The 25398-nt window shown below is 67.0% G+C and carries 23 protein-coding genes; 14 read left to right on the plus strand and 9 right to left on the minus strand.

Annotation, left to right across the window (positions count from 1 at the left end):
- The first annotated feature begins 237 nt into the window (after positions 1–237).
- Both QPK32_RS11590 and QPK32_RS11595 read left to right on the plus strand, forming a co-directional pair.
- On the plus strand, positions 238–834 hold the full coding sequence (locus QPK32_RS11590; protein ID WP_290412967.1) for an N-acetyltransferase: 597 nt from the start codon (positions 238–240) through the stop codon (positions 832–834).
- A gap of 73 nt (positions 835–907) precedes the next feature.
- A complete protein-coding gene (locus QPK32_RS11595; RefSeq protein ID WP_290412968.1) occupies positions 908–1792 on the plus strand; it encodes a ThiF family adenylyltransferase in 885 nt (294 codons plus the stop codon).
- Here the strand turns inward: QPK32_RS11595 and QPK32_RS11600 are convergent.
- The 9 genes from QPK32_RS11600 to QPK32_RS11640 form a co-directional block, all read right to left on the minus strand.
- On the minus strand, positions 1779–2825 hold the full coding sequence (locus QPK32_RS11600) for a hypothetical protein (RefSeq protein WP_290412969.1): 1047 nt from the start codon (positions 2823–2825) through the stop codon (positions 1779–1781). The genes QPK32_RS11595 and QPK32_RS11600 overlap by 14 nt on opposite strands.
- A 131-nt stretch (positions 2826–2956) precedes the next feature.
- Entirely contained in the window at positions 2957–3775 is an 819-nt protein-coding gene (gene pepA, locus QPK32_RS11605) for a flocculation-associated PEP-CTERM protein PepA (protein ID WP_290412970.1), read from the minus strand.
- A 207-nt stretch (positions 3776–3982) separates the two neighbouring features.
- The gene (locus QPK32_RS11610; protein WP_290412971.1) at positions 3983–4738 is read right to left on the minus strand and encodes a GAF domain-containing protein; all 756 of its coding nucleotides are present in this window, start codon (positions 4736–4738) and stop codon (positions 3983–3985) included.
- A gap of 97 nt (positions 4739–4835) precedes the next feature.
- Positions 4836–5921, minus strand: coding sequence for a nucleotidyltransferase family protein (locus QPK32_RS11615; protein ID WP_290412972.1), 1086 nt, complete (start codon positions 5919–5921; stop codon positions 4836–4838).
- The gene (locus QPK32_RS11620) at positions 5918–6835 is read right to left on the minus strand and encodes an HprK-related kinase A (RefSeq protein ID WP_290412973.1); all 918 of its coding nucleotides are present in this window, start codon (positions 6833–6835) and stop codon (positions 5918–5920) included. The genes QPK32_RS11615 and QPK32_RS11620 overlap by 4 nt, the downstream gene beginning before the upstream one ends.
- Positions 6829–7116 (minus strand): HPr-rel-A system PqqD family peptide chaperone, encoded by a 288-nt coding sequence (locus QPK32_RS11625; RefSeq protein WP_290412974.1) that lies wholly within the window; start codon positions 7114–7116, stop codon positions 6829–6831. Before QPK32_RS11625 ends, QPK32_RS11620 begins: the two co-directional genes overlap by 7 nt.
- A gap of 1 nt (position 7117) precedes the next feature.
- Positions 7118–7744 carry a hypothetical protein gene (locus QPK32_RS26660; RefSeq protein WP_290412975.1) on the minus strand — a complete coding sequence of 209 codons (627 nt, stop codon included), beginning with the start codon at positions 7742–7744 and terminating at the stop codon, positions 7118–7120.
- A 186-nt stretch (positions 7745–7930) separates the two neighbouring features.
- Positions 7931–8497, minus strand: coding sequence for an XrtA/PEP-CTERM system exopolysaccharide export protein (locus tag QPK32_RS11635; protein WP_290413092.1), 567 nt, complete (start codon positions 8495–8497; stop codon positions 7931–7933).
- Positions 8498–8699: 202 nt separating this feature from the next.
- Complete coding sequence (locus QPK32_RS11640; protein ID WP_290412976.1) at positions 8700–9506, minus strand: serine protease; 807 nt, start codon at positions 9504–9506, stop codon at positions 8700–8702.
- A gap of 366 nt (positions 9507–9872) precedes the next feature.
- Here QPK32_RS11640 and QPK32_RS11645 point away from each other — a divergent pair, with 366 nt between their 5' ends.
- The 12 genes from QPK32_RS11645 (at position 9873) to QPK32_RS11700 (ending at position 25393) form a co-directional block, all read left to right on the plus strand.
- On the plus strand, positions 9873–11408 hold the full coding sequence (locus QPK32_RS11645; protein WP_290412977.1) for an XrtA system polysaccharide chain length determinant: 1536 nt from the start codon (positions 9873–9875) through the stop codon (positions 11406–11408).
- Positions 11409–11424: 16 nt separating this feature from the next.
- A complete protein-coding gene (locus QPK32_RS11650; protein WP_290412978.1) occupies positions 11425–12363 on the plus strand; it encodes an XrtA-associated tyrosine autokinase in 939 nt (312 codons plus the stop codon).
- The gene (locus QPK32_RS11655) at positions 12344–13924 is read left to right on the plus strand and encodes a TIGR03016 family PEP-CTERM system-associated outer membrane protein (protein ID WP_290412979.1); all 1581 of its coding nucleotides are present in this window, start codon (positions 12344–12346) and stop codon (positions 13922–13924) included. The genes QPK32_RS11650 and QPK32_RS11655 overlap by 20 nt, the downstream gene beginning before the upstream one ends.
- A 14-nt stretch (positions 13925–13938) precedes the next feature.
- Positions 13939–15000 carry an XrtA/PEP-CTERM system-associated ATPase gene (locus tag QPK32_RS11660; RefSeq protein WP_290412980.1) on the plus strand — a complete coding sequence of 354 codons (1062 nt, stop codon included), beginning with the start codon at positions 13939–13941 and terminating at the stop codon, positions 14998–15000.
- Entirely contained in the window at positions 14997–15881 is an 885-nt protein-coding gene (locus tag QPK32_RS11665) for an XrtA system polysaccharide deacetylase (RefSeq protein WP_374046734.1), read from the plus strand. Before QPK32_RS11660 ends, QPK32_RS11665 begins: the two co-directional genes overlap by 4 nt.
- The gene (locus QPK32_RS11670) at positions 15878–16990 is read left to right on the plus strand and encodes a FemAB family XrtA/PEP-CTERM system-associated protein (protein ID WP_290412982.1); all 1113 of its coding nucleotides are present in this window, start codon (positions 15878–15880) and stop codon (positions 16988–16990) included. Before QPK32_RS11665 ends, QPK32_RS11670 begins: the two co-directional genes overlap by 4 nt.
- A 14-nt stretch (positions 16991–17004) precedes the next feature.
- A complete protein-coding gene (locus tag QPK32_RS11675; protein WP_290412983.1) occupies positions 17005–18207 on the plus strand; it encodes a TIGR03087 family PEP-CTERM/XrtA system glycosyltransferase in 1203 nt (400 codons plus the stop codon).
- Positions 18198–19763 (plus strand): exosortase A, encoded by a 1566-nt coding sequence (gene xrtA, locus QPK32_RS11680; protein ID WP_290412984.1) that lies wholly within the window; start codon positions 18198–18200, stop codon positions 19761–19763. The genes QPK32_RS11675 and xrtA overlap by 10 nt, the downstream gene beginning before the upstream one ends.
- 67 nt (positions 19764–19830) lie before the next feature.
- Positions 19831–21045 (plus strand): TIGR04063 family PEP-CTERM/XrtA system glycosyltransferase, encoded by a 1215-nt coding sequence (locus QPK32_RS11685; RefSeq protein ID WP_290412985.1) that lies wholly within the window; start codon positions 19831–19833, stop codon positions 21043–21045.
- A 28-nt stretch (positions 21046–21073) separates the two neighbouring features.
- Positions 21074–22237: a TIGR03088 family PEP-CTERM/XrtA system glycosyltransferase gene (locus QPK32_RS11690; RefSeq protein WP_290412986.1), complete on the plus strand. Its 1164-nt coding sequence runs from the start codon at positions 21074–21076 to the stop codon at positions 22235–22237.
- Positions 22238–22276: 39 nt separating this feature from the next.
- A complete protein-coding gene (locus tag QPK32_RS11695; RefSeq protein ID WP_290412987.1) occupies positions 22277–24169 on the plus strand; it encodes an XrtA/PEP-CTERM system amidotransferase in 1893 nt (630 codons plus the stop codon).
- 222 nt (positions 24170–24391) lie between these two features.
- Entirely contained in the window at positions 24392–25393 is a 1002-nt protein-coding gene (locus QPK32_RS11700; protein WP_290412988.1) for a polysaccharide deacetylase family protein, read from the plus strand.
- Positions 25394–25398: the final 5 nt, after the last annotated feature.

Below are 25398 nucleotides of genomic sequence, written 5' to 3' on the forward strand. Positions count from 1 at the left end.
AAACAAGCGCGTCTCCACACCCTGCCGAGGCGCCTGTAACACACGAGGGTACCTGCGATGACGACATTTGACGATTTTAAGAATCCAGAGGGTGAACCAAGCGCATCCCTATCGGACGCTCATGTTTTCAGTGATCGCGATAATATGACGCCCTCGCAATTTGAGGATGTTATCGTGAACCACGATTCGTACGGAATCCGGCTTACCGATACTGCGGACGGGCGAAATTCGGCCAGTATGCTGATCAACAAAATGTATGCCTGGCGTGGGTATGCCGGCACACATCAATTCACCGACGATCCCAATCGCATCACCCTCACCGCGACCGACAAGGGCGACGTCGTCGGCACGCTCACCATCGGCATCGATGCCCCGATCGGCCTGATGGCCGACCAGATCTTCAAGGAGGAACTGGACGCCCACCGCAACAAGGGCGCGCGCCTGTGCGAGTTCACCAAGCTGGCGTTCGACCCCTCGGTGCGCTCGAAAACCTCGCTGGCCAACCTGTTCCACCTGGCCGTGATCTACGCGCGCGACATCCACAAGTGCACCGACATCGTGATCGAGGTCAATCCGCGCCACCGCCGCTTCTACGAGCGCATGCTGGGCTTCAAGCAGGAAGGCGAATTGAAGGTCAATCCGCGCGTCGACGCGCCGGCCTACCTGCTGCGCGTGAACCTGGAATTCGTGACGGAGCAGATCGAGAAGTTCGGCGGCACCTTCAGCGCCGACAACACGGTCAGCGACCGCTCCTTCTACCCGTATTTCTTCTCTCCGCGCGAAGAGCGAGGCATCATCAACCGCCTGCTGCGCATGGACGAGCAGCACGCTTGATGCCGCAGGCTTGATGCCTTGTGTACGGCGGCGTCCTGCCGCCGTGCCTCAGACAACCGTTCTATCCAATTCGATGACTAATCCGTTTCAGTACGAACAGGCATTCTCGCGCAATATCGGCTGGGTGACGCCGGCCGAACAGACGACCCTGCGCGGCAAGCGCGTCGCCATCGCGGGCGGCGGCGGCGTGGGCGGCGTCCACCTGCTGACGCTGGCGCGCCTGGGCGTGTCCCGCTTCCACATCGCCGATTTCGATACCTTCGACATCGTCAACTTCAACCGCCAGGTAGGCGCGATGATGTCCACCGTCGGCCAGCCGAAGGCCGAGGTACTGGCGCGCATGGCCCGGGACATCAACCCCGAGATCGACATCAAGGTCTTCCCGGAAGGCGTCAGCAAGGGCAACCTGAAGGAATTCCTGGAGGGGGTCGACCTGTACGTCGACGCGCTGGATTTCTTCGCCTTCGACGCGCGCAAGCACACGTTCGCCGCCTGCGCCGAATACGGCATCCCGGCCACCACGGCCGCGCCGCTGGGCATGGGCGCCGCGCTGCTGAACTTCCTGCCGGGGAAAATGACGTTCGAGGAGTATTTCCAGTGGGGCGAGCTGCCCGACCTGGACAAGGCGATCCGCTTCATGGTCGGCCTGGCGCCGGCCGGCCTGCACCGGCCCTACCTGGTCATGCCGGAAGCGGTCAATTTCGACGAGCGGCGCGGCCCGTCGACCTTCATGGCCTGCCAGCTGTGCGCCGGCATCGTGGCCACCGAGGCGCTCAAGATCCTGCTGGGCCGCGGCGACGTGCTGGCCGCGCCGCACGGCATGCAGTTCGATGCCTACCGCAACAAGCTGGCGCGCACCTGGCGCCCGGGCGGCAACGGCAACCCGCTGCACCGCCTGATGATCTCCGTCGCCAAGCGCCAGTTCGCCCGCACGCCGGCTGCCGCTACGGCGCGCTGACGAACACCTGCTCCAGCGGCAGCCGGCGCGAGCGCGCCGGCGTCCCCTTCGGGTAGCCGACGCGCAGGATCATGTGCAGCATCTCGCCGGGCGCCAGTCCCAGCAGGCGGCGCATCTCCCATTCCACCGCCCCGATCCTGCCTTCGAAACCGGCGGCCAGGCTGCCGTCGTGCAGGCGGTTGATCTGGTCGCTGACCACGTAGTAGGGCTGCACGGCGGCGCCCGCGGCGTTCAACTGCGTCCATACCCGCGTCAGCAGGCGGCCGGCATCGACGCCGGCGCGGCCCTTGCCGCTGCCGACCACGCACAGCAGCGCCGGCGCGGCCGAGATCAGGCCCACCTCCGTCAGCGCCAGGAATTTGTAGGCGCCGATGCGGTTCAGCGTTTCCATGCGCTTCCAGCTCGACATCAGGCCCAGCATGGCCTCGCCACCCGGCGGCAGGCCCAGGGTGGCGACGTCGAGGCCGTCGCCGCTGGCGACATCCTGCGGCGTCTTGCGCAGGCTGCCGAACAGCCAGCGGTGCAGGTCGCGGTTGCAAAAACGTGCTTCCGAACTCAGCCGGACCAGCTTGACGAGCGCCTTGCGCGCATCCGCGTCCTGCAGCAGGACGACGCGCTGCGCGCCTTCGACGGCTGCCGCGGCCCGGGCCGCCAGGTCGGGCGCCAGCGCATCGGCACGGAATGGCAGGCGGTTCGTGTGCCGCACGCCAGCGCCGGCCGGGGCGACGAAGCGTTCCGGCGCCGTGCCGGCCAGCGCGACGCGGCCGTACGGCTGCGTGCCCGCCTCGCTCCATTGCCATTGGCCGCGCACGCCGTTCGCGGCCAGCGCCGCGTCGATGTTCTCGGCCAGGCCGCCGATACTCATCAGCGTCGCATGGCTGTCGGGGCCGAACACATTCGTATCCGGATGGCGCGACACGTGGTGCAGTTCGAGCGCGTCGCCGGCGGCGCGCATGCGCCAGGGTTGGCAATTGTCGGCCGACGGGGCCAGGGCGGCGCAGGCGGCCAGCTGTTCGAGGAAGTCCTTGTTCATGAAGACATTATGGCAGTAACACTTACCGTGGAATAGTTACCCCGAAATAAAAAAGCCCGTCGGATGACGGGCTTTCTCGAGACGCGAACCGTATCGGTTCGTCCAGCCGGCGGACCGGCCGGACGGGCCGATTACTTGGCGCGGCGACGGCGGGTGCCGGCGGCCAGGCCCAGCATGCCCAGGCCCATCAGGGCCAGCGATGCCGGTTCCGGCACTTCGTTCGGTGCGCGGTTGAAGTCGATGGTGCCGATTGCCTGGTTGATGGACACCAGACCGTTTGCGCCGACGACGGCGAAGCCTTGGGTGGTGTTGTTGAAGGCATCGAATGCCAGGTTGTAGAACGGATCCGGCGAGATGAAGAACAGCTTGCCTTCGTCGGTCAGCGAGAAGGTCTGGGTCGAGTTCAGCGACGCACCCAGCAGGCGGCCGAAGCTTGCATCGCCTTCGATCAGCGAACCGGTGCCCAGCAGGATATCGTCGTCCTGGTTCGACACGGTGGCTTCGACGCCGCCGTTCAGGACGCTTGCCTGGGTGTAGCCGTTATCCATCTTGGTATCGGCGTAGAACTTGAAGTCCAGCTTGGTCAGGGTATTGACGCTGTACTGGGTATTGATACCCTTGCCGCCTTCACGGTAGACGTCCGACAGGTCGAACGTGATGTACAGGCGGTAGTTATCCAGCAGGCCGGTGCCGTTGACTGGAGTGCCGGCGTTCGAGAACGAGCCGATCTGCAGCCAGCCCGAACCGGTGTGGGTATTGCCGTTGGTGTGCAGCAGTTCCGACGACGTACCGCTCATCTGGTTCGCGACGACCGGGGTAGCCGGGCCGCCCAGATATGCCGGATTGATGGTGAACGACGGGGCGGTCTGTGCGGCTGCCGGCAGCGCTGCGCCTGCAACCAGTGCGACACCAGCAACGGTCTTGGCGATCAGGGACTTGTTCAGTTTCATGAATTGCTCCTCAGTTATTTCGCGTTGGTTAGTTATCTTCGTCATTGAAGTCTTGTGAGCTCTATTAAGCATGGACCGTGCCAGCTTTTTCATACTCTTTAAAATCAATGACTTAAAAAATACTCCTGAGTTTAAAAGCTGAGTGTGTAAGATTTACCGACAAGATAATTCTGACAAGAAACCAAACGGCTTATTATTGCCTTGTTTTTAACTCTCGACCCGGGACGCTCCTGTCTGCCCTTTCTCGTGCAAGTGCAGGTTCAATTGCCCGATCAATTCCGACGCGGCGCTGACGATTTGCGCGGACTCGAACCCCGCCTTGGTCATTTCGCGGAAAAACGAACGTGCCAGGATCTTGGCCACGTCTTCCGGGTTGCGGTAGGCGGTGCGCACGGATTCCCCCACTTTCTGCTGGGCTTCCTGCAGCAGGGCCAGCTGGGCGAAGCGCGAATCGAGCAGGTGCTGCAGCTGCTGCACCTGGATCGCCTTGCCGATGAACAGCGCCGCCACCTCGAGCAGGCGCAATTCCGTTTCGCCGAACGGGGCATTGCCCGGGCAGCTGGCCGCGTTGATGACGCCGACGATCTTGCCGTCGATGCGGATCGGCACGCACAGCAGGCTGCAGCCGGCTTCCGGGTGGCGCGCCAGGGACGCCAGTTCGGACTTGGCGATGTCCTCGATGAGCAGCGATTCGCCGCTGGCCAGCACGCGTCCGGCGATCCCTTCGCCGCGCGCCACCGATGCCTGCCGGGCCGCTTCCGGCAGCTCGCCGTGGCGCGCGTACACGCTCATGCGCATTTCGTCGCCGTCGCCGCCGCCCAGCAGCATGATCGAGCAACTGGCCGCGCCGAGCAGCGCGGACGTCATGGCGGCCTGCTGGTGCAGATTGTCTTCCAGGGTTCCGTCCGCCAGGAAATGCTGCAGGTCCTGCAGCCTGACCAGCGGATTGCGTGCATCGTTCATACGGTGTCACCTCGCGAATGAGATTGCATTAAATTCAACTTCAAGCGATGGTATGCGATTCCGGACACGAAGGCCAGGGAGTGGCCGCTCCCCGGCCTCAAGGCAAGGCTTCGGTGCGCGGCGAAATGAAGGCTTTATGGAACAGGTGGCGCGCCAGCAGCAGCGGCGGCATGCGCAGCCAGTTGCCGCGCACATACAGCGCGAAGCGCGCGGCGCCGGTCCAGGCGTCGGCGCAGCTCGGGTGCTCGGGCAGCAGTGCGCGTTCGAACAGGCGGTCCATCAGCCACGACAGGGCACTGCCCGGTCCCAGCGGCGCGGCTTCCGCCAGCACCCGCGGCGGCACGGCCGTGCCGAGCAGGCGCGTCGCGTAGCGCAGCGCATAGAACAGCGGACGGCCCAGCTGCAGCTCACGTGCGCGCGGCACCAGCGCTTCCCAGAAACCGGGGACGGCGCCGAATTCGCCCAGCAGCAGGTGGATGTCGAGCAGGTCGCGCAAGCCCTTGTCGAATTCGCCGTCGAAGAACAGGTGCACGGCACTGTGCAGCACCATGTCCGTGGGCGCCAGCACGGCCAGGCCGTCCTGGCCTGCCAGCGGCCGGGCAGCGGCGCGCAGCTTGTCCGGATCCGGGCGCACGGGCGCCGTTTCCGGCAGGATCGCATGGTGCACGTCGATGGCGCTGCGGCGCTTGACGTGCTGCATCGGCGGCAATTCGTGCATCCACTGGCGGTAGTAGCGCTGGTCGTAGGCGTCGTGGTGGGTCGTGGCCCAGCCCGCCAGCATCAGGGCCGACTCGACCTCGCCCAGGCGCGCCTTCGGCACCAGGATGTCGACGTCGGAATACAGCCTGCCCCGCCCCGCGCGCAGGTCGGCCATCGTGTAGGCGGCGCCCTTGAGCAGGATCACCGGTACGCCGGTGCGGGCCAGCGCCTCGCGGATGCGCGCGACTTCGAACCGCACGGCCTGGCGGTGGCGCACGGCCAACGGGCGCACCCATTCGATGTGGGCGCGTACGTGGGCCGGCACCCTGTCCAGCAGGCCGCGCTCCTCGAGCAGGGCGAGTACGCTGGGCGTCAGGTTGGCGGTCGTCGACTGGCGCAGCAGCAAGTCCCAGTCGGCCGGCGCCAGGTGCGCGAGCTGGCCGGGGTCGCGCAGCGCGGCCAGCAGGATGGGCAGGCGTTTCACGGTGGCGGCGGCTCCAGTGCGTCGAACACGGCAATGGCTTCGTCCAGCTTGCTGTAGCGAAAATCGAAGCTGGCGCAGCGATCGATGACGCCGGCCAGGGTGCGGAAACCGCTGGCGCCCATGTGGCTGTAGTTGAAGGCGTTCTCCGCCACGCGGAACAGGGCGCGCGCGCGCGGGATCGGCTCCAGCACGGTGGCCGATCCCGCTTCATAGCGGGGAAACACGATCCACGCCGGCTGCGCCAGTTCGCGCACGCGCGCGACGCTGTCGCCCGGCGCCTTCAGGTAGGCCACCGTCCCCTTGGTCGTATTGCTGACCGGACGCGTGAACACGGCATCCGGCGCGAACGCGCGGATCACGTCGATCGAACGGTTCTTCAGGCTGACGGGACGCGCGATCGGCGCCACCCGCCCATCCTCGGGCAGGAACAGCGTCAGCTCGTCGGACAGCAGGCGCCAGCCGCGGTTGACCAGCGCGGCGCACAGCGTGCTCTTGCCGGAACCGGGCGGCGCCGGCAGGATCGCCGCGCGGCCGCGCTTTTCCACCACGGCCGCATGCAGCATCAGGTAGGCATGCGCGCGCGTCGAGATCGCCCAGTTCAGCGCCCATTCGAACATCGGGAAGGCATGGGCCTGCGGCAAGGGCTCGAAGGGCACCAGGCCGTCGAGGTCGAAGCACACCTGCGGCCGGTACCAGCGGCGCAACCCGCCCGGCGGGGACAGGCGCAGGTGGAAGTCGGCGAAGTCGTCGGGCGTGCCCAGCGGCGCGTCGCCGTACATCAGGGCGATGCCCTCGGCGAGCTGGCCCAGCGGCGATCGGATGCGGCTGACGAAGGGTCCCGTACGCATGGTCAGGCCGGGGCCGGCCAGGCGCCGTTCCAGTTCGGGGCGGGTAAGCGATGCGACCGTCAGCATGCGGTGGAATCGACGAGGTGCAGGCGTTCCAGGTGCTGCAGCAGGTGGTCGGTTTCAGGGCCGAGCTCGGCCGGATCGAGGTCGAATTCGGCCTCCAGCATGGCGGCCAGCGCGTCGCGCGTCGCCGGGCCCCGGCGCAGCGCCAGCAGGATCTCGACGGCGGCCTCGCCGAGCAGGTGGGTGTCGCCGGACAGGTCGTTGTAGAGGACGCATTCGCCGTCCCACTGCCGGTATTGCAGGGTCTGTCCCGGCTGCAGGCGCCAAGTCGGGCCGGCGCTCACGTCAATCCATGGTGCCGCGCAGGTAGTACAGGATTTCGTACGTGCCCCACTTCTGCCCGGCCATCGGTTCGTAATAGCCCTTGATCGACCACTCGTTCCACACCGCGGCCAGCGCTTCGAACGTGATGAAGTCGACCTTGCCGTCGGCAACGTTCATATAGGCCGCCATCATGTACTTGGCCATCTGGTCGGTGTCGCAGCTGGCGCCGTTGATGATTTCGCGGATGGTGGCGCTCGCATAGCCGGCCGTGCGCGACTGGCAGGTGAACACGTCGCCGAAGCGGGCGTCCGGGTTGCATGGCCAGTTCGACTTGGTCTTCCAGGATTCCGGCGGGATGCCCACGCAGCGCGAGGCCGTCGGGCGGTGGCTCAGGGCCGTGATGTTGCGGTTCTGCCCGACGGCCGAGACCGCCAGCGACGGGGAAATGCCGCAGAACGTGCATGCCATGCCCGGCTGGCTGTGCAGCGTCAGCAGGACACCGGTCGCACCGGCGCTGGCCCTGGCGAAGCGGCGGCGCGATGCGCCCTTGCGCGACAAGGAAGTGCCTGCGGCCGGCGGCAACGGCGTTGCCTCGGTCTTCGGCGCCTCGCCACTGTTCTCGCTTACGTCACGGTCATCGATAGCCACGTTGGGTCCTCTTTCGGTAGATAAACAGTCGGGCATGCGACACAATGCCAGATTCCTACGAGGCTAGCAATCCCTGTGCCACCCGGGATATCAAAAGCTGATTCTTTTAGAATCAGTCGTTTAGCAACCTGTTGCTGCGCGTCCAGCTGCCCCGATGAACGCGGCTGTAAAAAATCCTGACAAGCGTCAGAAGTAACTTTCCGGGATCACCAGCACGTCGCCCGGGCGCATCTGGACGTTGGCCGAGATGTCGCCGTCCTTGACCAGGTCGTCCAGGCGGACGTTGTACTTCTGCTGCTTGCCGTCCACGTTGCGGATGAGGCTGGCGCGATTGCCGGCGGCAAATTCCGTGGTGCCGCCGACGGCGATCATCACATCCATCAGGCTCATTTCCTTGCGATACGGAAGCGCCTGCGGCCGCGTCGCCTGGCCGATCACGCGGATCTGCTCGCTGTAATTGCCGACGAAGTTTGTCACGACCACCGTGACGACCGGCTGCTGGATGAATTTCGTCAATGCCTGTTCGATGTCGCGCGCCAGCTCGGTCGACGTGCGGCCCGCGGCCGGCAGGTCTTCGACCAGCGGCGTCGTGATCTTGCCGTCCGGGCGCACCGGCACGGCCATCGACACTTCCGGATTGCGCCACACGATGATGTTGACCGTATCGCCCGGACCGATCCGGTATTCCGGATTGCTCACCTGGTTGTCGACCACCTGCGGCCCGCGCGTCGCGCAACCGCCCAGTGCCAGCATGCATGCGGCGGCAAGCGCCAGTGCCGAATGTTTGATCAGGTTTGCCTTGTCCTTGCCCACGTCAATCCCTTTCGTGACGACCGCCCCGGCGGCCGCTTCTTGTCAGTAAACAGTTGTTAGCAAGTCGCTAACGGCTGAGTATTGTATAACATTGTGCCTGCTGAGCAGGCCGCACACACTTCAGAAATGTTTTTACAACACATTATTTTTGCTGCAATAAAGCCTGTACATACTTGGCGGGGATCGCATACGTGATGCCGCTCGGATTGCTGATCGCGTTTTCCTTCAGGCCTTTGACGAACACGGCATTGATGACGCCCCAGACGCGGCCGCTGCCGGGATCGTAGACGGGACTCCCACTATTGCCCGGGTAGGCGGTGCCGTCCAGCTGGAAGATGCTGAACGGCTTTTGCAGGGCCACGATCTGGCGCGCGTCCAGCTTGCGCGAATTCAGCGAGGGCATCACGATCGGCGTGATGGCGGCCAGCGTGGCGCGGTGGGTGGCGGCATGCAGGCCCAGCACCATTCCCAGCGGATAGCCGGTAAACGCCAGGTCCTGTCCCTCTTCCACCTCGTCCGAGTCGCCCAGCGCGAGCGCCGGCAAGGGCGCGCCGCTCAGGCGCAAGTGGGCCAGGTCGTGCACCGTGTCGCGTCCGGCCAGCTGGGCGGCGCGAAAGCGCACCTGCTCCCCCTCTTTCGTGACGATCCCGAGCTGTTCCACCTTGCCGCCCGCGCCGACGGTATCCGGTACCACGTGGGCATTCGTCACCACGCTCAGGCCGTCGCCGACGACGAAGCCGGTGCCGACGAAGACGATGGCCGGACTGCGGGTGGGTTCGAAGGTCCCGATGCCGACGACCGACTGCTTGACGGTCGGAATGACGGTCTTGAGCTCGGCGGCCGCGAGCGGGACCGCACTATATAGAAGCGCGGCCGCGGCCAGGGCGGCGAGAGCCGTGCGGCGCGTCGGGAAAACAGCAGCTGCCGGAGGAGTATTTCGATTCGGCATCAACCGTGCACCCTTTCTTTATTTAAAACATTACAATAAAGCACTTGAGTTAATAGAAGTGCATGATCGCTACGACCGTGGAAGAAGTCGTGGGAAGTAGCGCTAAGCTATTGATAATAAGCAATATTGTCGGCTTAAACAATTGATCTATAAGCAATTGTTCGAATGAATTGTGCTTAATTTGAGCAATTTTATGCTTTCCCCGAGGAATTTGTGTTGTAGATGAGGTACTCGACCTCATCCTTGCCAAAATTTTCTCGCGCGTAATTGCAATTGCTAGTGACGCAAGCGATCATGCAAGGTATTTGATTAGCGTTTGAGCCCGCTCAAGCAACATTTTTTGGTTTTCTAGACGAGACTGACGAGATGGCAGAAATCACCGCCGTACTTCTTAATTTCTTAAAAGCAATCGGCAAATATCGTTGGTATGCAGTGGCCATCACGTGGGCTGTCGCCATCATCGGCTGGACCATCGTGCTCCGGCTGCCGAACCAGTACGAGGCCTCGGCCCGGGTCTATGTCGATACCCAGAGCATCCTCAAGCCGCTGCTGTCGGGCATGACGACCATGCCGAACCTCGACCAGCAGGTCGTGTTCATGCGCCGCACCCTGATCAGCCGCCCGAACGTGGAACGCCTGATGCGCATGGTGGACCTGGACGTCAAGGCCAAGGACAGCAAGGAGCACGAGAAGCTCGTCGACGAGCTCATGACGAAGATCAAGATCGGCGGCACCGAGCGCGACGACATCTACACGATCACCTATGTGTCCGACAATCCCAAGCTCGGTAAGGACATCGTGCAGTCGCTGCTGACGATCTTCGTGGAAGGCAGCTTCGGCGGCAAGAAGCAGGATTCGGAAAAGGCCGTGCAGTTCATCGACGACCAGATCAAGACGTATGAAGAAAAACTGTCGGCCGCCGAGAACTCGCTGAAGGAATTCAAGATCAAGAACATGGGTCTGCTGCCGCGCGAAGGCGGCGGCGACTTCGGCGGCCAGCTGCAGCAGGCCATCGACCAGCTGAACCAGGCGCGCCTGGACCTGGCCGAAGCCGAGCAGGCCCGCAATGCCATCTCGCGCCAGATCAAGGGCGAGCCGGCCAAGCCGGGCATGGAGACGGTCGATCCGGGCGTGGTCGATCCGGAACTGGAAATGCGCATCTCGACGGCGCAGAAGAACCTGGATGCGCTGCGCCTGCAATACACGGAGCAGCACCCGGACATCATCGCCAACCGCCGCCTGCTGGAGCAGCTCAAGGCCCAGAAGGCGGAGCTGGCCAAGACCAAGCGCAATCTCGACCCGGGCGCCGGCTACAGCCCGATGCTGCAGCAGCTGACCGTGTCGCTGTCGGCCGCCGACGCCCGCGTGGCATCGATGCGCGCCCGCGTCGACGAGTTCGCGGCCCGCGTGGCGCGCCTGCGCACCCAGAGCGTCGAGGCGCCGGAGATCGAAGCGCAGCTGGCCCAGCTCAACCGCGACTACCAGGTCAACCGCGAGAACTACCAGAAGCTGGTCGAGCGCCGCGAATCGGCGCGCCTGTCGGGCGACCTGTCGACCGCCACCGACATGCTGACCTTCCGCGTCATCGATCCGCCGACCGTGCCGTCGCAGCCGAGCGGCCCGAACCGCGTCCGCCTGTTCTCGCTGGTGTTCGCCGGCGCCCTCGTCGCCGGCCTCGCCGTCGCCTTCCTGATGAGCCAGGTACGCCCGGCCTTCATGAGCCAGGCTGCCCTGCGCGACGCCACCGGCCTGCCGGTGCTGGGCTCGATCGGCATGAATTGGACGACCGAACAGACCGTCAAACGCAAACGCCGCCTGCTGGCCCTCGGGACCTCGGTGCTGGTGCTGTTCGGCGCCTATGGTGTGGGCATGGCCGCGATCCTGGTCCGCCCCACGATCTAAGATCAAGGAGTACAACGTGAGCATCATCGAAAAAGCGGCAAGCCGGATCGACCTCCAGCGTCCCTCGGCCGGCACCGGCGCGGTGCCGCACGACAGCGCGGCCGTGCCGCCGCAGCAGCGCGTCCTCGAGGACGCCGACACGGCGGTCCTGGCGCCGGCGGCGGTCGACACCGTCGCGGTGGAACCGGCCGCGGCGGCTGCGGACGTGCCGGCGGCGCCCAGGTTCAGCACCCGCCGCGTCGAGCTGGACCTGGCGCGCATGCGCGAGCAAGGCATGGTCACGGCCGCCTCCGGCCGCACCCGCCTGCTGGAAGACTTCCGCGTCATCAAGCGCCCGCTGCTGCAGCGCGCCTTCGCCGAGCGCAAGCGCGGCGACAAGCCCGCCAACCTGATCATGATCACCAGCTCGCTGCCGGGCGAAGGCAAGACCTATTGCGCGATCAACCTGGCGATGAGCATCGCCATGGAACTGGACCATACGGTGCTGCTGGTCGACGCCGACGTCGCCCGCCCGTCGGTGCTGCGCACCCTGGGCCTGCCGGCGCACCGCGGCCTGATGGACGTGCTGCTGGACGACCAGATCGACATGGCCGACGTCATGCTGCGCACCAACGTCGACACGCTGTCGATCCTGCCCGCCGGCACCAGCAATCCGCGCGCCACCGAACTGCTGGCCAGCTCGACCATGAATACCCTGCTGACCGAGATCGCCAACCGCTATCCGGACCGCGTGGTGATCTTCGACTCGCCGCCGCTGCTGCTGACCAGCGAATCGCGCGAACTGGCCTCGCACATGGGCCAGATCGTGATGGTGGTGGAAGCCCAGACCACGACCCAGCACGCGGTCAAGGAAGCGCTGAGCCAGCTCAAGGATTGCCCGAACGTCAATCTCATCTATAACAAGACCAGGGAATTCCCCGGCATCGAAGAGACGTATGACTATCACTACGGCTGAGCCGTTTGTCAGCCTGCGCGGCGCGGCGGCGCTGCCGGCCGCCTTGAAACTGGCGCCGCTGGCCCTGGCGGCCATGCTGCTGTCCGCGGAATGCCGCGCCGACTGGCAGTTCAAGCCGTCCGCCACGCTGCGCGAGACCTATACGGACAATATCGGCCTGCAGCGCGACGCGCTCGCGCGCAACGAATTCGTGACCGAGGCGTCGCCGGGCTTCACGGTGACGTCCAGCGGCCCGCGCCTGAACCTGACGGCGAACGCGCAATGGAGCATGTTCGGCTACAGCGACAAGGACGCGCCCAATCTGTACGACAGCTCGCGCCGCTACCAGGCGGTCGGCCGCGCCATGCTGGTCGACAACCTGTTCTACGTCGACGCCGGCGCCAGCGGCCAGCGCCAGGCGATCTCGGCGTTCAACCAGCTGTCGGACACGCCGTATTCGAGCCTGAACCGCACCGAGGTGCGCACCTGGCGCATCAGCCCTTACCTGCAGCACCGCTTCGGCTCGACGGCCAGCGCCGACCTGCGCTTCACGCGCGACTCGGTCGAAGCCGGCACCGACGCCTTCGGCAGCAGCGTGGCCAGCTCGGTCCTGGCCAACGTCGCCAGCGGCCCGTCGTTCACCAGCCTGGGCTGGAACATGACGTATTACCACCAGGACCTGAACAACCGCATCGCCGGCAGCTCGACCTCGGAAAACGCCACGTTCGGCCTGCGCTACCGCCTCACGCCGAGGCTGAGCCTGACCGGCAGCGTGGGCTACGACGACTACGAATACGCGGTCCTGAACGAACGCACGGCGGGACGCAGCTGGACCGCCGGCTTCGCCTGGACGCCGTCCACGCGCACCAGCGTCGAGGCCTCGTTCGGCCACCGCTATTTCGGCAAGACGGGATCGCTGGCGGCCAGCCACCGCACCCGCCATACCGTCTGGAGCCTGAACTACAGCGACCAGGTCACGACCAGCCGCTCGCAGTTCCTGCTGCCGGCGGCGATCGACACGGCCGCCATGCTCGACAACCTGTTCGCCGCGGCCTACCCGGATCCGGCGCAGCGCCAGCAGATCGTGCAGGCCTACCTGGCCGCCACCGGCCTGCCGCCGACCCTGGCCGACAGCGTCAATTACCTGAGCAACCGCTACACCCGCGCCAAGCGCCTGCAGTTCGCCAGCGTGCTGCGCGGGGCGCGCACCAGCGTGACCCTGTCGGCCTACCGCGAAGAGCGCAATGCCCTGTCGCTGCAGCAGAGCGACAGCACCCTGCTGGGCAGCCAGCTGGCCTCGCTCAACGACAACGTGCGCCAGCACGGCGCCAGCATCGACGCCGACTACAAGCTGGCGCCGCGCACCAGCGCCCAGGCCAGCGTCTCGCTGAACCGCGCCGAGTCGCTCGGCAACGGCTTCATCAACAATACCCGCCAGTACCGCATGGGCCTGGTGCACCGCCTGTCCCAGAACGCCAGCGGCCTCGTGGAATTGCGCCACGCGCGCGGCAACAACGGCATCGGCGGCGGCGACGTCTATCACGAGAATTCGGTCATGGCGGCGCTGACCGTCCAGTATTAAGCGGAGCCTTTCAGATGTACGAAACCTATTACGGATTGTCCGCCAAGCCCTTCCAGCTGCGCCCCGACCCGCACTTCTTCTACGGCAGCAAGGGCCACAAGCGCGCCATGGCCTACCTCGAGTACGGCCTGTCGCAGGGCGAAGGCTTCATCGTCATCACCGGCGAGGTCGGCGCGGGCAAGACCACGCTGGTGCGCAACCTGTTCAACCGCCTGCCGTCGGACCAGATCGTCGCCGCCCACATCGTCAACACCCACCTGGACCCGGACGACACGCTGCGCATGGTGGTCTCGGCCTTCGGCCTGCCGTACGAAGGCGCCAGCAAGACCGACCTCCTGACGCGCCTGGAGCGCTTCCTGTGCGACGTCGACCACCAGGGCAAGCGCGCCCTGCTGGTCATCGACGAGGCCCAGAACCTGTCGGCGCGCACGGTCGAGGAACTGCGCATGCTGTCCAACTTCCAGACCGACGACAAGTCGCTGCTGCAGACCTTCCTGCTCGGCCAGCCGGAATTCCGCGCCACCCTGCACAGCCCCGGCATGCAGCAGCTGCGCCAGCGCGTGATCGCCAGCTACCACCTGGGCCCGATGGACGCGCAGGAGAGCCGCGCCTACATCGAGCACCGCCTGGCCACCGTCGGCTGGAAGGGCGACCCGTCCTTCGACGACGGCGCCCACGCGGCCATCTATGCCTATACGGGCGGCATCCCGCGCAAGACCAACACCCTGCTCGACCGCGTGCTGCTGATGGGCTACCTCGAAGAGCTGCATGCGTTCGGCGAAGAACACATCAACACCGTCATCCGCGACATCAACGAGGAATACCAGCTGCCGGAACCGATCGGCACGCCGGACCCGGAGATCGCGGCGCATGCCCAACCCGATCCCGGCTTCGAGCCCGGCCTGCGTACCCGCGACGAGCGCACGGGCGGCGAACGCCGCGCCAGCAGCGTCGAGGTGCTGGACGAGCGCATGATGCGCCTGGAGAAATCGATCGTTTCCGTGCTGTCGATCCTGAAAAAGATCGTGGCCACGCCCCAAGGGGCGGCAACCCACCACGTGGACAATCAAGAATGAACATGTACGAGCTTGCCGCGCGCCCGGCGCCGGCTCCCGGCGAACGCATCCGCAACGCCATGACCTGCGACGTCGAGGACTACTTCCAGGTCTCGGCCTTCGCTCCCTACATCGACCGCGCCAGCTGGCCCACCCGCGAATGCCGCGTCGAGGCCAACATGGACCGCATCCTGGCCCTGTTCGACCGCCACGGCGTGCGCGCGACCTTCTTCACGCTGGGCTGGATCGCCGAGCGCTACCCGAACGTGGTGAAACGCATCGTCGCCGGCGGCCACGAGCTGGCCAGCCACGGCTACGGCCACCTGCGCGCCTCGGACCAGACCCGCGCCGAATTCGCCAACGACATCCGCTCGGCGAAAGCCCTGCTGGAAGACATCGGCGGCCAGGAAGTGCTGGGCTACCGCGCGCCGAGCTTCTCGATCGGCCGCGACAACCTGTGGGCGCTGGACGAACTGCTGGACGCCGGCTACCGCTACAGCTCGAGCATCTACCCGGTCGTGCACGACCACTACGGCATGCCGGAAGCGCCGCGCTTCGCGTTCTACCCGAACGGCACCGACGGCCTGCTCGAAGTGCCGATCACCACGGTCAACATGATGGGCCGCAACCTGCCGGCCGGCGGCGGCGGCTACTTCCGCCTGCTGCCGTATGCGCTGTCGCGCTGGATGATGGCCAAGGTCAACCAGGACGACCGCCAACCGGCGCTGTTCTACTTCCACCCGTGGGAAATCGACACGGACCAGCCGCGTCCCGAGGGCATCGGCGCCAAGTCGCGCTTCCGCCACTACGTCAACATCGGCCGCATGGAAAGCCGCATCGAAGCCCTGGCGCGCGATTTCGCCTGGGACCGCATGGACCGCATCTTCCTGAACCGCCCATGAACTCGATCATCGAAGCCGCGCAAGCGAAACGCGCCGCGCCCGCCGCCACCCCTGCGCCGGCGCGCGGCCCCCTGACCCTGCACCTGCTGCAGCCGCAGGAATACGGACGCTGGGACGCCTTCGTGCGCACCTGCCCCGATGCCACCTTCTTCCACCTGTCCGGCTGGCAGAAGGTGATCGGGCAGGCGTTCGGCATCAAGACCTGGTTCTACTACGTGGAACAGGACGGCGCCATCCAGGGCGTGCTGCCGCTGGCCGAGATCAAGAGTCGCCTGTTCGGCCACTCGCTCGGCGCCATGCCGTTCTGCGTGTACGGCGGCCCGGCCACCCTCGGCAGCCCGGACGTGCAGGCCCTGCTCGACAAGGCCGCGCACGACCTGGCCCAGCAGCTGGGCGTGGGCCACCTCGAATACCGCGGCATGCAGCGCTTCCACCCGGACGACGCCAGCTGGCACACGAAGGAACTGTACGTCACCTTCCGCAAGGAGATCACGGGCGACGACGAAGCCAACATGAACGCCATTCCGCGCAAGCAGCGCGCGATGGTCCGCAAGGGCATCAAGCTGGGCCTGCGCGGCGAGGTCGACGCCAACGTCGACCGCATGTTCGAGGCCTATGCGCACAGCGTGCACCGCCTCGGCACCCCCGTGTTCCCGAAAAAATACTTCGCCCTGCTGCAGCAGACCTTCGGCGACGAGTGCGAGGTGCGCACCATCGTCACCGAGGACAACCGCCTGGTCGGTTCCGTGCTGTCGTTCTACTGGCGCGACGAAGTGGTGCCCTATTACGGCGGCGGCATGGACCTGGCGCGCGAGGTGGCCGGCAACGACTTCATGTACTGGAACCTGATGCAGGCGGCCGCCGCGCGCGGCTGCCGCATCTTCGACTTCGGCCGCAGCAAGCTGGGCACCGGCGCCTACGACTTCAAGAAGAACTGGGGCTTCACGGCCCAGCACCTGCCCTACGAGTACAAGCTGTACGGCGCGGACGCGCTGCCGGACAACAATCCGCTGAACCCGAAGTACCAGCTGTTCATCAAGATGTGGAAGAAGCTGCCGCTGCCGCTGGCGAACTTCATGGGTCCCTACATCGTCCGCAACCTGGGCTGACACGAAAGACGTCCATGGAAGACCTGCTGCTGCTGATCCACCGGATCCCCTACCCGCCCAACAAGGGCGACAAGATCCGCTCGTACCACCTGCTCAAGCACCTGGCCCGGCACTACCGCGTGCACCTGGCCACGTTCGTGGACGATCCGGACGACTGGCAGTACGTGCCGCACGTCGAGGCGCTGTGCGCGAGCAGCCATTTCGCCGGCATGAAGCCGCTGCTGGCGCGCGTGAAAAGCCTGTCGGCCCTGCTCAAGAACCGCTCGCTGTCGCTCGAGTACTACCGCGACCCGAAGCTGGCGCGCTGGGTGCAGGACACGGTCGCCGCGCACGACATCGAGCGCGTGCTGGTGTTCTCGTCGGCCATGGCGCAGTACGCCGACCCGTACCGCGGGGCGCGCCGCGTGGTCGACTTCTGCGACGTCGATTCGGACAAGTGGCGCCAGTACGCGGACAAGAAATCCTTCCCCATGAGCTGGCTGTACCGCTACGAGGCGGACCAGCTGCTGCGCTACGAGCGCCAGGTGGCGCGCGACTACGACGCCTCGCTGTTCGTCTCGGCGCCGGAAGCGGACCTGTTCCGCCAGCTGGCGCCGGAAAGCACGGCCAAGATCGGCCACTTCAACAACGGCGTCGACACCGACTACTTCTCGCCCGAGCAAAGCTACGCCAGCCCCTACGCGGGGGGCGAGCGCGCGCTGGTGTTCACGGGCGCGATGGATTACTGGCCCAACGTCGACGCCGTGCAGTGGTTCGCCCACGAGGTGTTCCCGCAGCTGCGCGCGCGCTTTGCCGACGCGCGCTTCTACATCGTCGGCGCCCGTCCGGCGCAGGCAGTGCAGGACCTGGGCAAGCTGCCCGGCGTGGTGGTCACCGGCACGGTGCCGGACGTGCGCCCCTACATCGCCCACGCGGCGGTGGCGGTGGCGCCGCTGCGCATCGCGCGCGGCATCCAGAACAAGGTATTGGAAGCGATGGCGATGGCGACCGCCGTCGTCGTCTCGCCGCAGGCGCTGGAAGGCATCGAGGCCGAACCGGGCAGCGAACTGGTGCTGGCGGAAGACGCCGGCGCCTTCGTCGCCGCCGTCGCGGCGCTGCTGGACGGCCAGCAGGACGCCGCCGCCGCCATCGGCCGGGCCGCGCGCGCCAAGGTCCAGCGCCGCTACAGCTGGTCGAGCAACCTGGCCTGCATTGAGGAGAGCCTCGAATGTTCCTGAAACCTCCGCCCGGCGTGATCGGCGCCGCCACCGTGCCGCCCCTGTCGCGCGCCGCGACCGCCCTGCTGGTGCTCGCGCTGCTGGCGCCGTTCGCACTGTACTTCGGCACCGTGCGCTCGATCGTCTCGATCTGGAACAGCTCGGAGACCTTCGCCCACGGCTACGTGATCCTGCCGATCAGCCTGTGGCTGATCTGGCGCCGCCGCGAGAATTTCAGCCTGTATCCGCCCACGCCCTACCCGCCGGCGCTGCTGCTGCTGGCCGTGCTGGGCGCCGGCTGGCTGGCCGCCCAGCTGGGCGAGGTGCAGGTGGTGTCGCAATACACGTTCGCCGCCATGTTCCCCGTCGCCGCGCTCGCCCTGTTCGGCCCGCGCCTGGCCGCCTCGCTCGCCTTCCCGCTGCTGTTCCTGCTGTTCGCGGTGCCGTTCGGCGACGTCTTCGTCGCCCCGCTGATCCAGTTCACCGCCGACTTCACCGTGGCCGCGGTGCGCGCCACCGGCATCCCAGTGCTGCGCAGCGGCACCCGTTTCGAACTGCCGACCGGGAACTGGTCCGTCGTCGAAGCCTGCAGCGGCGTGCGCTACCTGATTTCCTCGATCACGCTGGGCTGCCTGTACGCCTATTTGACCTACCGCTCGACGGTGCGCCGCGTGCTGTTCATCGGCCTGTCGGTGCTGGTGCCGATCGTCGCCAACGGCCTGCGCGCCTACATGATCGTGATGATCGGCCACCTGTCCGGCATGGAGCTGGCGACCGGCGTCGACCACATCATCTACGGCTGGCTGTTCTTCGGCCTCGTCATGTTCGTCATGTTCTGGATCGGCAGCTTCTGGCGCGAGGACACCGAGCGCCCGGCCGCGCCGGCCGCCAAGGGGGTGGACGGCGCCGCGCGCGTCCCGGCCTTCGCTCACGCCGCCATGCCGCCGCGCTTCGCCGCCACCGCCGTCGCCGTGCTGGCCATCTGCGCCTTGTGGCCGGCCGCCGCCATGGTCGGCGAACGCGCCAACCACAACCCGGCGCCCGTACAGCTCGACCTGGCCGGCATCGGCCTGCCCCAGGCGGGCGAATTCACCGACTGGAAGCCGGCCTACCTGGAACCGGATGCGCGCCTGCACCGCGTCTACCAGGCCGGCGCGCTGCCGCTGGGCCTGACGGTGCTGTACTACCGCAACCAGGACAAGGAAAAATCGCTGATCAGTTCCGTCAACCGCCTGGCCGGCTACGAAGACGCCTGGCACGAAGTCGACGGCACGGGACGCACCGAAAGCCTGGGCGGCCGCCCGCTGGCATTGCGCGAATCGATGCTGCGCACCAAGCAGGACGCGCTGATGGTCTGGTCGTTCAAGTGGATCGGCGGGCATTACACCGGCAGCGACTACGTCGGCAAGCTGTGGCAGGCCGCGTCGAAGGCGCAGCTGCGCGGCGACGACGGCGCCGCCGTCATGCTGGCGGTGCCGGGCGCCGATCCGGAGCAGGCGCGCGCGACGCTGCGGCGCTTCCTGCAGGAGCACGGGGCCGCGCTGGACCGCGCGCTGGAACGGCAGCGCGGCCACTGAAGTCTGCACACATCGCAACGACCATCAACAAGAACGGCCCATCGCCGCAACACGGAGTTTTGACACCATGCGCGTCCTGCACGTCCTCGACCACTCGATCCCGCTGCACAGCGGCTATACCTTCCGTACCCGCTCGATCCTGCGCGAGCAGCGCGCGCTCGGCTGGGAAACCTTCCACGTCACGGGGGCCAAGCAGCATTCCGGGGACATGCTGGAGGAGACCGTCGACGGCCTGCACTTCTACCGCACGCCAGGCAAGGACGGCGCCCTGTCGAAGCTGCCGGTGCTGAACCAGCTGGACGTGATCGACGGCCTGAGCAAGCGCCTGGCCGAGATCATCCCGCAGGTCAAGCCGGACGTGCTGCACGCCCACTCGCCGTCGCTGAACGCGATCGCCGCCCTGCGCGCCGGCAAGAAGTTCGGCATCCCCGTCGTCTACGAAGTGCGCGCCTTTTGGGAAGACGCCGCCGTCGACCACGGCACCAGCACCGAGAACGGCCTGCGCTACCGCCTGACGCGCGCGCTCGAGACCTATGCGCTCAAGCATGCCGACGCCGTCACCACGATCTGCGAAGGCCTGCGCAAGGACATCGTCGCGCGCGGCATCCCGGCCGACAAGGTCACGGTGATCCCGAACGCGGTCGACATCGACAAGTTCCAGTTCGGCGCCAGCGCCGACCAGCAGCTCAAGGACAAGCTGGGCCTGTCCGGCTCGCGCCTGATCGGCTTCATCGGCTCGTTCTACGCCTACGAAGGCCTGGACGTGCTGCTGCGCGCCGTGCCGGCCCTGGCCGCGCGCATGCCGGACCTGCGCGTGCTGCTGGTCGGCGGCGGCCCGCAGGACAAGCAGCTGCGCCAGCTGGCGCGCGATCTCAAGATCGAGGACAAGGTCGTGTTCACGGGCCGCGTGCCGCACGAACAGGTCAATGCCTACTACGACCTGCTCGATGTGCTGGTCTATCCGCGCCTGTCGATGCGCCTGACCGACCTCGTTACGCCGCTCAAGCCGCTGGAAGCGATGGCGCAGGGCCGCATCCTGGCCGCGTCCGACGTCGGCGGCCACCTCGAGCTGATCGCCGACGGCAAGACGGGCGTCCTGTTCCGCGCCGACGACCCGGATTCACTGGCCGACAAGGTCGGCGCCCTGCTCGAATCGCAGCAGAAGTGGCCGGCGCTGCGCCAGGCCGGCCGCGAATACGTGGAGCTGGAGCGCAACTGGCCCGTCAGCGTGGCGCGCTACAAGCCCATCTACGGCCGCCTGACCGGCGCCGAGGCGGCGTGATCGCGGACCGCATGCGAGGCAACCCGTCATGAACGCGAGCGTCCCCCACCTGGCCACGCCGGCCGCCAGCGCGCCGCTGGTGGTGCACCTGGTGTACTCGCTCGGCGTCGGCGGCCTGGAAACGCTGCTGGTCGACTGCATCAACCGCATGCCGGCCTACCGCCACGCGGTGGTTTGCCTGACCGGCTACACGACGTTCGCCGACCGCATCCAGCGCGCCGACGTCGAACTGTATGCGCTGGGCAAGCCGCCCGGCCTGGGCCTGCGCACGCACCTGGCGTTCTGGCGCCTGATGCGCCGCCTGCGCCCGGCCCTGCTGCACACCTACAACCTGTCGGCGCTCGAATACGCGTTCACGGCCACGCTGGCCGGCGTGCCGGCGCGCATCCACGCCGAACACGGCCGCGACGCGTCCGACCCGCACGGCCTGAACCCGAAGCACAACTTCCTGCGCCGCCGCCTGGTGCCCTTCGTCGACCGCTTCATCCCCGTGTCCGAAGACCTGCAGCGCTGGCTCGGCGACGTGGTGCGCATCCCGGCGGCCAAGACCCTGTTCATCAAGAACGGCGTCGACACCGACCGCTACGCCCCCGGCGGCAGCGCCGCGCCCGACTCGCCCTGGCAGGCCGGCGACGTGGTCATCGGCACCGTCGCGCGCATCCAGGACGTCAAGAACCACCGCGCCCTGGTCGACGCGTTCGCGCGCCTGCGCGCGGACATGCCGGCGCTGGCGCCGCGCCTGAAGCTGACCATCGTCGGCGACGGCCCGCTGCTGCCGGCGCTGCGCGCGCAGGTGGCGGCGCTCGGCCTGCAGGACGCCGTCTGGCTGCCCGGGGCGCGCGCCGACATCCAGGCCCTGCTGCAGTCGTTCTCCGTGTTCGCCCTGCCGTCGCTGGCGGAAGGCACGCCCGTATCGATGCTGGAAGCGATGGCTTGCGGGCTGCCCGTGGTCGCCTCGCGCGTCGGCGGCATTCCGGAAGTCGTCGTCGACGGCGTGCAGGGCCTGCTGGTGCCGGTGGACGACGTCGGCGCGCTGGCGCAGGCGCTGGGGCGCTATGCCGGCGACGCCGCGCTGCGCGCGCAGCACGGCGCGCGGGCGCGCGCGCGCATCGAGGAGCGCTTCAGCATGCGCGCCATGCTGGCGGCCTACGGCGCGCTGTACGACGGATTGTGTGGCCACAAGGGGCGCTGAGGCGCTATCGTTTCACCTTTAGCAAGAGAGCAATCCACCATGTGCGGAATAGTCGGCATCTTTGATACCCACGGCAACCGGGACATCGACCGCGAAGCGCTGCGGCGCATGAACGAGAGCCAGCACCACCGCGGCCCCGACGAGGGCGAGCTGTACCTGGAAAAAGGCCTGGGCATGGGGCACCGCCGCCTGTCCGTCATCGACGTCGCGACGGGCCAGCAGCCCTTCCTGAACGCCGCGCGCGACGTGGCGCTCGTGTTCAACGGCGAGATCTACAACTACCGCGCGCTGCGCGACGAGCTGACGGCCCTGGGCCACGTGTTCCGCACCAAGTCCGACACCGAGGTGGTGCTGCAATCCTGGATCGCCTGGGGCGCCGACTGCGTGCGCCGCCTGCGCGGCATGTTCGCCTTCGGCATCTGGGACCGGCGCCAGCAGACCATGTTCCTGGCGCGCGACCACCTCGGCGTCAAGCCGATGTTCTATTCGCTGCTGCCGGACGGGCACTTCGTGTTCGGCTCGGAACTGAAGTCGATCATGACCTTCCCCCTGCTGTCGCGGCGCCTGAATCCGCGCGCGGTCGAGGATTATTTCGCCTACGGCTACGTGCCGGAGCCGAACACGATCTTCCACAACGCCTTCAAGCTGGAGCCGGGCCACTGCATCCTGCTGAAGGTCGGCGACCGCGCGGTGCAGCCGCAGCGCTACTGGGACCTGCCGTTCAAGCCGGTGCCGGTGGGCTCGGACGCCGACGTCGAGCGCGAGCTGATCGAGCGCCTGCGCGAGGCCGTGCAGAGCCAGATGGAGTCGGAGGTGCCGCTCGGCGCCTTCCTGTCCGGCGGCGTCGATTCGAGCGCCGTGGTGGCCATGATGGCCGGCGGCAAGGACCCGGTGACGACCTGCTCGATCGGCTTCGACGACCCGGAATACGACGAGACCGAATTCGCCAACCAGGTGGTGCGCCGCTACGGCACCCGCCACCACGCCCAGGTCGTCGACAAGGACGACTACGGCCTGGTCGACACGCTGGCGCGCCTGTACGACGAACCGTACGCCGACAGCTCCGCGATCCCGACCTACCGCGTCTGCCAGCTGGCGCGCCGCCACGTCACCGTGGCCCTGTCCGGCGACGGCGGCGACGAGAACTTCGCCGGCTACCGCCGCTACCGCTTCGCGATGGCCGAGAACAGCGTGCGCGCCAAGCTGCCGGAAGCGATCCGCAAGCCGCTGTTCGGCACCCTCGGCAGCATTTATCCGAAGGCCGACTGGGCGCCGCGCATGTTCCGCGCCAAGACCACGTTCGAGGCGCTGGCGCGCGACCTGGTCGAGGGCTACTTCCACGGCGTGGCCAAGCTCACCGACCGCCAGCGCGAGCGCCTGTTCTCGGACAGCTTCCGCGCCGAGCTGCAGGGCTACCGCGCGATCGACGCGATGCGCCGCCACGCGCGCCAGGCGCCGACCGACGACCCGCTGTCGATGATCCAGTACCTCGACTTCAAGACCTGGCTGCCGGGCGACATCCTCACCAAGGTCGACCGCGCCAGCATGGCGCACTCGCTCGAGGTGCGCGTGCCGCTGCTGGACCATGCCTTCGTCGAATGGGCGTCCGGCCTGCCGCCGGCGCTCAAGCTGCGCGGCGGCGAAGGCAAGTACGTGCTCAAGAAGGCCCTCGAGCCGCACCTGCCGCACGACATCATGTATCGCTCGAAGAAAGGCTTCTCGATCCCGCTCGCGGCCTGGCTGCGCGGTCCGCTGCGCCAGGCGGCGCGCGACGCCGTGCTGGGCCCGCGCCTGCTGGACACCGGCATGTTCGACCGCGGCCACCTGCAGCAGTTGGTGTCCGAGCACGAATCGGGCCTGGCCGACCACAGCACGGCCCTGTGGTCGCTGCTGATGTTCGACGCCTTCCTGCGCGTCAGCGTGGGGTCTTGACGCGACACGATAGAAATAATTTTTTATAAATTTGCAACAAATGGGATAAGATGCTGTCGAGTTGCATGAGCAAGATGCGCATGGCGCCGGCAGCATGGCGCACCCTGCGGGACCCGGCCTGCCGCCCGGCGGCGGCCGGCCCTACCGCCTCACGACGTTGTTGACCGAAGAATGCGTGCTCCCTATTCCGCACCCGTCCGGGTGCATCCCCCCGAACGGCGCATGATGCATGCCGCGCCCGTCCCGACGCTGCCGCGCTTCACCGCCCCGCTGATCCGCGCCGCCGGCGACCTGGTCGCGCCGCGCGCCAAGGGCGCCGGCCGCCTGTGCATCCTGAACTACCACCGCATCCTGGCCACGCCCGACCACCTGATCGAGGGCGACCCGGACGTGGAGACCTTCCGCTGGCAGATGCGCCTGCTGGCCGAATGCTTCAACGTCATGCCGCTGCACGAGGCGGTCGAGACGATGACGCACGAGCGCATGCCGCCGCGCGCCGTCGCCATCACCTTCGACGACGGCTACCGCTCCTTCCACGACCTGGCCCTGCCGGTGCTGGCCGAGTACGGCCTGCCGGCCACCGTGTTCGTCACCACCGGGCACATGGCCAGCAAGAGCAGCATGTGGAACGACATGATCCTGGAGGCGATCCGGCGCCTGCCGCCGACGTCGATCGACCTGACGGAACTGGGCCTCGGCGTGCTGCCGCTGAACGGCATCGAGCAGCGCCGCCGCAGCGCCAAGGTCCTGACCGACCGCTGCAAGTACATGTCGCCGGCGGAGCGCGAGGCCTTCACCGCGCACCTGCAGCGCCTGGCCGGCGTCGCCCTCGAGCAGGACCTGATGCTGGACGCCGAGATGCTGCATGCGCTGACCCGCAACCGCATCGACATCGGCGGCCACACGGTCAGCCATCCGATCCTGGCCAAGCTCGACGACGAGGCCGCGCGCCGCGAGATCGTCGACAACAAGCGCCAGCTCGAGGCCATCATCGGCCGCCCGCTGCACCTGTTCGCCTACCCCAACGGCAAGCGCCGCGCCGACTACACGGCCACGCACGTGCGCATGCTCGAGGAAGCCGGCTACAGCGCCGCCTTCAATACCGAGATCGGCGCCGCCACGCGCGCGCACCCGCGCTTCGAGCTGCCGCGCGCCTGCCCCTGGGACGACACGCCCGTGATGTTCGCCGCGCGCCTGCTGCGCTGGCTGGCCGGCATGATCTGACACGC

Origin of the sequence: Massilia sp. YIM B02763 (assembly GCF_030412015.1) — a bacterium.
Classification (GTDB): domain Bacteria; phylum Pseudomonadota; class Gammaproteobacteria; order Burkholderiales; family Burkholderiaceae_D; genus Telluria.

Coding starts and splice junctions, on each gene's coding strand:
- pepA (WP_290412970.1), bottom strand. CDS start 3,775: ATGAAACTGAACAAGTCCCTGATCGCCAAGACCGTTGCTGGTGTCGCA.
- QPK32_RS11695 (WP_290412987.1), top strand. CDS start 22,277: ATGTGCGGAATAGTCGGCATCTTTGATACCCACGGCAACCGGGACATC.
- QPK32_RS11595 (WP_290412968.1), top strand. CDS start 908: ATGACTAATCCGTTTCAGTACGAACAGGCATTCTCGCGCAATATCGGC.
- QPK32_RS11635 (WP_290413092.1), bottom strand. CDS start 8,497: ATGCTGGCACTGGGCGGTTGCGCGACGCGCGGGCCGCAGGTGGTCGAC.
- QPK32_RS11700 (WP_290412988.1), top strand. CDS start 24,392: ATGATGCATGCCGCGCCCGTCCCGACGCTGCCGCGCTTCACCGCCCCG.
- QPK32_RS11590 (WP_290412967.1), top strand. CDS start 238: ATGCTGATCAACAAAATGTATGCCTGGCGTGGGTATGCCGGCACACAT.
- QPK32_RS11675 (WP_290412983.1), top strand. CDS start 17,005: ATGGAAGACCTGCTGCTGCTGATCCACCGGATCCCCTACCCGCCCAAC.
- QPK32_RS11620 (WP_290412973.1), bottom strand. CDS start 6,835: ATGCTGACGGTCGCATCGCTTACCCGCCCCGAACTGGAACGGCGCCTG.
- QPK32_RS11655 (WP_290412979.1), top strand. CDS start 12,344: ATGACTATCACTACGGCTGAGCCGTTTGTCAGCCTGCGCGGCGCGGCG.
- QPK32_RS11690 (WP_290412986.1), top strand. CDS start 21,074: ATGAACGCGAGCGTCCCCCACCTGGCCACGCCGGCCGCCAGCGCGCCG.
- QPK32_RS11640 (WP_290412976.1), bottom strand. CDS start 9,506: ATGCCGAATCGAAATACTCCTCCGGCAGCTGCTGTTTTCCCGACGCGC.
- xrtA (WP_290412984.1), top strand. CDS start 18,198: ATGTTCCTGAAACCTCCGCCCGGCGTGATCGGCGCCGCCACCGTGCCG.
- QPK32_RS11610 (WP_290412971.1), bottom strand. CDS start 4,738: ATGAACGATGCACGCAATCCGCTGGTCAGGCTGCAGGACCTGCAGCAT.
- QPK32_RS11660 (WP_290412980.1), top strand. CDS start 13,939: ATGTACGAAACCTATTACGGATTGTCCGCCAAGCCCTTCCAGCTGCGC.
- QPK32_RS11645 (WP_290412977.1), top strand. CDS start 9,873: ATGGCAGAAATCACCGCCGTACTTCTTAATTTCTTAAAAGCAATCGGC.
- QPK32_RS11665 (WP_374046734.1), top strand. CDS start 14,997: ATGAACATGTACGAGCTTGCCGCGCGCCCGGCGCCGGCTCCCGGCGAA.
- QPK32_RS11600 (WP_290412969.1), bottom strand. CDS start 2,825: ATGAACAAGGACTTCCTCGAACAGCTGGCCGCCTGCGCCGCCCTGGCC.
- QPK32_RS11685 (WP_290412985.1), top strand. CDS start 19,831: ATGCGCGTCCTGCACGTCCTCGACCACTCGATCCCGCTGCACAGCGGC.
- QPK32_RS11670 (WP_290412982.1), top strand. CDS start 15,878: ATGAACTCGATCATCGAAGCCGCGCAAGCGAAACGCGCCGCGCCCGCC.